The 4,967-nt window shown below is 62.7% G+C and carries 4 protein-coding genes; all 4 read right to left on the bottom strand.

Features of this window, described 5'->3' with window-relative positions; translation table 11 throughout:
• Positions 1-43 precede the first annotated feature (43 nt).
• The 4 genes from QX039_RS00240 to QX039_RS00225 all read right to left on the bottom strand — a co-directional run bounded on the left by QX039_RS00240 (position 44) and on the right by QX039_RS00225 (position 4,682).
• Positions 44-928, bottom strand: a complete 885-nt coding sequence (locus tag QX039_RS00240) for a TauD/TfdA family dioxygenase (protein WP_315772827.1) — start codon at positions 926-928, stop codon at positions 44-46.
• A 165-nt stretch (positions 929-1,093) separates the two neighbouring features.
• Entirely contained in the window at positions 1,094-1,822 is a 729-nt protein-coding gene (locus tag QX039_RS00235) for a thioesterase II family protein (RefSeq protein WP_315772826.1), read from the bottom strand.
• A 20-nt stretch (positions 1,823-1,842) separates the two neighbouring features.
• Positions 1,843-2,073 (bottom strand): MbtH family protein, encoded by a 231-nt coding sequence (locus QX039_RS00230; protein WP_315758268.1) that lies wholly within the window; start codon positions 2,071-2,073, stop codon positions 1,843-1,845.
• Positions 2,074-2,402: 329 nt separating this feature from the next.
• On the bottom strand, positions 2,403-4,682 hold the full coding sequence (locus QX039_RS00225; protein WP_315739512.1) for a TonB-dependent receptor: 2,280 nt from the start codon (positions 4,680-4,682) through the stop codon (positions 2,403-2,405).
• Positions 4,683-4,967 lie beyond the last annotated feature (285 nt).

Here is a 4,967-nt window from a genome sequence, read left to right as displayed (position 1 = left end):
CTTCCGAAGGTCCGATAACAATGTGAGGATCGATCGCGCAGGCTCAATTCACGCGATGGGCTTGCGCCATCGCGACGATCACCCTGCGCGGCCCCTTGAACGGCTCGCGCGCGTGCGCCGTCAGCATGTTGTCGAGCATGACGACGTCGCCGGTCTGCCAGGGAAAGACGATCTTATGCCGGTCGAGCACGGCTCTGACCGTGGCCAGCGTCTCATCCTCGATCGGCGCGCCGTCGCCGTAGAACGCATTGCGCGGCAGCTCGAGCGGATCACCGACGATGTCGAGAAGACTTTCCCGTACCTCGGGTGCGAGGCTGGAGACGTGGAACAGATGCGCCTGATTGAACCACACCATGTCCCCGGTCACGGGATGCACCGCGGTCCCCTGGCAGACCTGCCGCGTCCGCAGCTCGTCGCCATCCTTCCATTCACAGGCGATCGCATGGGAGGCGCAATAGGCCTCGACCTCGGCCTTCGACTCCGTGCCGAACACCTGTCGCCAGTCGACATCGAGTCCGCTGCCATAGTTGCGAACATACATGACGCCCCGCTCGGCGAAGCGGTTACGGATCGCAGCCGGAATGTCGCGATGGATCGACCGGCTGTCGGCGACCGGCGTCTCGCCGCCCTGCTGTGCCGCCTGCTCGCAATAGAACCAGATCTTCATCGGCCAGTCGCGCGTATAGGCCTGCTCGTTGTGCAGCGGGATGCTCTGGTGCGGCGGATATTCGGTCGAGGTGTAGACGCCGGCGCTGACCTGCGATCGGGGCGTCGAGCCGAATTCATAGGACAGCAGCGGATGGCCGAAGCTCGCGGCGAAGCTCCTGAACGCCTCGGCGCCGTCGAGATGGAAGCCACGGAAGAGAATTCCGCCGCACGCGTAGAGCTGGCGCTCGATCATGTCGCGGACCTCGCTGACGGCCTCCATCAGCGGCTGCTGCGTGCGGCTGGCCCGCAGAAGGAACGGCAGCGATTCTTGTTCTACTTTAGATTGTATTGTGAACATGACTTCTCCCCGTCTCCCGTCGATTTCAGCATCGAAGTTTCTTCACCAGCCGGCTTTTCCGGCTGGGTCCTGCTTTCGACGCGCCGCTCAAGGCCCCGCGCGAGCAACGGCGGGCTCCGGCCATGCCCGACGTACCAGCAATGCGGCAACGAGCTTCAGCAGATCCGCCTGCTGGCTGTGGATGAAGAAATGGTCGCCCGGCAGCATGTCGCGGCCGAACGTGCCGGAGGTCTCGGCCCGCCATGCCTCCAGTGCCTCGGCACGCGTTTCGTCGAGCTCTCCGCCGAACACGTGCAGCGGACACGGCAACGGCTGGCGCCGCCGATACACGTAGTTCCCGCACATCAGGAAATCGGCCCGCAGGATCGGCAGTGTGCCGCGCATGATCTCCATGCTCTGCAACGCCTCCGGCGGCGTGCCGTTCAGCCTGAGAAGCTCCTCGCGCAATGCGTCGTCACCGAGCGGCTCGCGCCAGCGGCTGCCGTCGCGCACGGCAGGCGCTTCCGTTCCGGACACGAGCAGCATCTGCGGCCTTGGCGCGCCGAGCGCGAGCAGCCTGTGCGCGAGCTCGAAGGCGAGCAAGCCGCCGAGGCTGTGCCCGAACAGGACGTAAGGCTCCGCCAACGGCGTCCCGACCAGTTCGGACGCGAGCTGATCGACCAACGCCGTCGCATCCGTTTGCAGTGGCTCGTCCATCCGCGCGCCCCGTCCTGGCAGCTCCAGCGGCAGGACCTCGATCCAGGACGGAAGACCTCTCCTCCAGCGCGCATAGACCATCGCGCTGCCGCCGGCATAGGGCAAACAGATCAGCCGCATGGCAGCCAGCCTCCTTCGCTTCAGGATTCGGCAGAAACCTGCGCGTTCTCCTGCATGAATTTCCGCAGCGAGAGCGGCCGCATGTCGGTCCACACCTGCTCGATATGGTCCAGACACTCCTTCTTGCTCCCGGTCACGCCGACGGCCGTCCACCCGTTCGGGATGTCCTTGAACGTCGGCCAGATCGAATATTGCTCTTCGTGATTCACGACGACGGTGAAGGTGACGTCATCTCTGTCGAAGATCATCATGCCCGGCTACTCCTACTAACAAACGACGTTGATGAACTACGAGTAATGCAGTTGATAATGACAGTCAAAAGGATACCGCCGATCGAAGTTTTTAATCTCTCCAAGGTGACACGCAGGTGACGATTCAACACGAGGATGTATCGGCTCTAACTAGATGATTTGCTGACCCGACCGCTTTGTCACCGCGGAGATGATCACGCCGACGCAATCGATGAGCTACGCAAATTTTCATCAGATTGGAATTGAACGCCGTCCGCATCGCTCAGACTAACAGGGCCGCCGCACAACGGCCGTGCGGCGGCCCATCATCGCCAACGCGTATCGACGTCCTAGAAATTGAACGTCGTGGAAACGAGATAGGTGCGCGGCGCCCCCAGGGTGATCACACCGCTATAGGCCGACGCCCAATACGCCTTGTCGAAGACATTCTCGACGCTCGCCCGCAGCACGATCGGCTTGCCGTTCCAGGGCGAAGTGAAGGTGTAGCGGGCGCCCAGGTCGACGCGTGTCCAATCCGGCAGCGAGAGTTTGTTGGCCGCGTCGACATATTGTGCACCGGTGTAGACCACCCGCCCCGTCAACGTCAGATCCCGCACGAACGGTGTATCCCACTCGGCGCCGAGATTCACGGTGAGCTCGGGCACGCCGATCGCCCGCTTGCCGTCAGTCAGGCCGCCCGAGGTCTTCTCCTGCACGCCGTGAATATACGCGACGCCCCCCAGCAGCCGCAGCGTCGGCGTGACCTCGCCGAACACGTTGAACTCGGCCCCCGTATTGCGCTGCCGGCCATTCAGCTCTTGAGTCAAGACTCCCCCTGAACTCGTGGTAATCACGCTCGGGCGCGAGATATCGAATGCGCTGACGGTGGTCGTGATTCGGCCGAAGTCGACCTTGATTCCGGTCTCGACCTGCTTGGTCTGCCCTGGCGGGAAGACCGTGCCGCTGTTGGCATAGCCGGCGGCGACGACGGTCGGGGTCTGCAGGCCTTCGATGTAATTGGCATAAAGCGACACAAACTCGACGGGCTTGACCACGAGTGCATAGGCTGGCGTCCACACCGACGTGTCCTCGAAGGGGCGGCTCGATGCTGGAGTAACGAGATTCGTGACTTCCGTTCCCGCGGTTTGTCTGCGCACACCGACGGTCAGTTGAATCCGCTTGTTCAGCAGCGACATCGTGTCGGAGACGCCGAAGCTCCAGAGATTGGCGCCGACGGTCTGATTGGCCTGGAGCGTCGCAAAGCTTGGCAACGCGATGTTGGTCGGCTCGCTGTAAAGGCTCCAGTTGGGCATCTTGCCGGAGACCACCTGCTGGGTATAGGTGCGGTCGGTGATGGAATAGCCGACATTGACGGCATGGTTGATCGGGCCGGTATCAGCGGTCATGCGCAGGCCGGCCTCCCCGGCATACGTCTTGTAGGTCTCGCTTCCCGTTCCTGGTGTCCCGGACAATACGCCAGCATTGCTCGAGAGCACCGGCGATGGATAGCGGTAGTTGATGTTGCTGTCGTGATAGCCGAATCCGGCATAGGCGGTGATACGATCGTTGAGATCGACTTCGCCTTTCACCGTCGAGAAGAAGTCGGTTGGCGCATAATAGGCCCACGGCACCTGGAAATTGGTGCCGGACGACGGTGGCGACGGAATGCTGGTGACGGCAGTACCCACGCCGAAGAATCGCAGCGGCGGATTCAGCTTGTCCGCCTGATAGCCGACATCGGCATCGATTCGGACATTCTCGCCATGATAGTCGACGGCGAGGTGGGCATTGCCGAACTCGTCGGTCTGCCGGTTCCAGGGGGTATCGCCGTTCGAATACTTGCTGTTCAGCCGGACGCCCCACTCCTTGTGCTCGCCATAGCGACGGCCGACGTCGATCTGCTCGCCGAATTGCGTCTTGGACGCATAGGTCGCCGTTAGCTGCGTGATGTCGGTGTCGAGCGCGTGCTTGGTGACGAGATTGACGCTACCGCCGACCGCGCCGCCGCTTGAGGCGCCAGTGCCGCCGACCGTCATGCCGTTGAGCAGAGCCGCGGGCCCCTTCAGCAATTCGACCCGTTCGATGAAATTGGCGCCCGTCGAATAATATGGCGCGATTCCGGCCAGCCCGTTCAGGGCGTAGTCACCGCTGTCGTAGTAGAAGCCGCGGATGAACAGGCTGTCGGCGCCGCCGCCGGCGGCTTGGATCGTGCGCACCGAGGGATCATTGATCAGCACGTCGCGGATCGTGCGCGCCTGCTGGTTCTGGATCAGTTGCGACGTGAAGCTGGTCTGGTTGAAGGGCGTGTTCATCACCCCGCGGTTGCCCAGCAGCCCAAGGCCGCCGCCGCTCGCGACCTGGCCGCCGGCATAGGGCGACGGCGGCGCGCCGATCGTGCCCGTCGACGGCGTCACGTAGGCCACCGGGGCGGTCGGCGGCAGGTTGCGCGGCGCGACGCGGCGCTGCTGAGCGGTCCGCGTCGCGGTCGTCTGCGGTCTCGAAGCGGTCTGCCGGACTTTCGGCTTCGGCGCGTCGACGGTCACATCGGGGAGCTTGGTCTGCGCGAAGGCCGATTGAACGCCTCCGACATTCAGCGAGAGCGCCAATGAGCTCACAAGTCCCAACGACATCGTCAATCCAACGTCTTTATCCCAAATGCGACAGACCATCCTGACACCCCGATCATTCCAAGTTCCAACTCGGCTCGTCGGTGGTCCTAACACACAGGTATTTGAGGATGGCGCCGCGCGACGTAGAACTCGTCTAACGAGCGACAGCTTCGCCGAATCGATCGGCTCAACAGATTGTCGCTACTACGAGATTCTTTTCCCTCCGCTTCTTTGAAGCCTTCAAAAGAAGCGCATGTCGCGGGGAAGAGCGATGCGATCGCGTCGGCTGATACAACTCACGACACC

This window comes from Bradyrhizobium sp. SZCCHNR1043, assembly GCF_032489675.1.
Classification (GTDB): domain Bacteria; phylum Pseudomonadota; class Alphaproteobacteria; order Rhizobiales; family Xanthobacteraceae; genus Bradyrhizobium.
Note: the sequence above shows the minus strand (reverse complement) of the source record. Positions and strands in the feature narration are given on the sequence as shown.

Coding starts and splice junctions, on each gene's coding strand:
- QX039_RS00240 (WP_315772827.1), bottom strand. CDS start 928: ATGGAGGCCGTCAGCGAGGTCCGCGACATGATCGAGCGCCAGCTCTAC.
- QX039_RS00235 (WP_315772826.1), bottom strand. CDS start 1,822: ATGCGGCTGATCTGTTTGCCCTATGCCGGCGGCAGCGCGATGGTCTAT.
- QX039_RS00230 (WP_315758268.1), bottom strand. CDS start 2,073: ATGATGATCTTCGACAGAGATGACGTCACCTTCACCGTCGTCGTGAAT.
- QX039_RS00225 (WP_315739512.1), bottom strand. CDS start 4,682: ATGTCGTTGGGACTTGTGAGCTCATTGGCGCTCTCGCTGAATGTCGGA.